This window comes from Treponema sp. JC4 (assembly GCF_000260795.1).
GTDB lineage: Bacteria > Spirochaetota > Spirochaetia > Treponematales > Treponemataceae > Treponema_D.
The window spans coordinates 1-608 of sequence record NZ_AJGU01000130.1 but is presented as its reverse complement, the minus strand read 5'-3'; the positions used below and the strand labels follow the sequence as shown (position 1 = coordinate 608).

Annotated in this window: 1 protein-coding gene; it reads left to right on the top strand. The window is 32.6% G+C overall.

Annotated features, from left to right (window positions below; translation table 11 throughout):
- A partial coding sequence (locus tag MSI_RS13610) for an MBOAT family O-acyltransferase (RefSeq protein WP_039925188.1) occupies positions 1-608 on the top strand: 608 nt, incomplete at both ends.

The following is a 608-nucleotide window of genomic DNA, read 5'->3' as shown; positions in this document are numbered from 1 at the left end:
GTACCACAGTTTGAAAACCCTGATAATCAAATAATTAGTTGGAATAACATTGCAAAAGGGATGTTTATTTTTTCCATAGGGGTTACAAAGAAGATTTTACTTGCAGATCCACTTACAGTGAACGCACAAAGTTTTTTCAATATTGTGGGGTCTCTTACATCTGCGACTAATGCTTGGTGGTATTCTGTTGAATATACAATCGCATATTATTTTGATCTTTCCTCGTATGCTGATATGGCAATTGGAATAGGACTAATGTTCAATATCATTATACCTGAAAACTTTAACTCACCATATAAAGCAAAAAATTTCCAGGAATACTGGCAACGTTGGCATATAACACTTTCTCGTTTTTTGGGTGCATATGTTTTTAGAAGTATTTATAAAAAAGAGGCATTGTTTAGAAATTACTATGTTGCTACAATAATTACATTCTTAGTTAGTGGCTTCTGGCATGGTGCTGGATGGACATTTGTCGTATGGGGATTGGTAAATGGAAGTTTTGTTTGTATTGCAAGTTGGATGAAACAGAAAAAATATTCATTTCCAAATATAATTGCACATACTCTTACAATAATTGGAATTATCCTTACTAGAATTTTGTTTGT